Genomic DNA, 305 nt, shown 5'->3' on the forward strand with positions numbered 1-305 from the left:
TGGGGCAGGCTGATCCGCCCAGGGTAAGTCGGGACCTAAGGCGAGGCCGACAGGCGTAGTCGATGGATAACGGGTTGATATTCCCGTACCCGCTGGTATGCGCCAACGCTGAACCCTCTGATGCTAAGACCCCGATCCCGTTGCCGCCTTTTCGGAGGTGGTTGTCGGGGGAGCGGTCGGCCCGAGGGGGTAGTAGGTGAGCGATGGGGTGACGCAGGAGGGTAGCTCAGCCCAGGCGGTGGTTGTCCTGGGGTAAGCATGTGGCCCGCGCCATTGGTAAATCCGTGGCGCTTGTGGGTGAGGTG

The 305-nt window shown here is 63.6% G+C and carries 1 rRNA gene; it reads left to right on the forward strand.

The annotated features are described in order from the left end of the window. A 23S ribosomal RNA gene (locus QSK21_RS35980) occupies positions 1-305 on the forward strand; the annotation flags it as partial.

Source organism: Actinomadura sp. NBRC 104412, assembly GCF_030269515.1.
GTDB lineage: Bacteria > Actinomycetota > Actinomycetes > Streptosporangiales > Streptosporangiaceae > Spirillospora.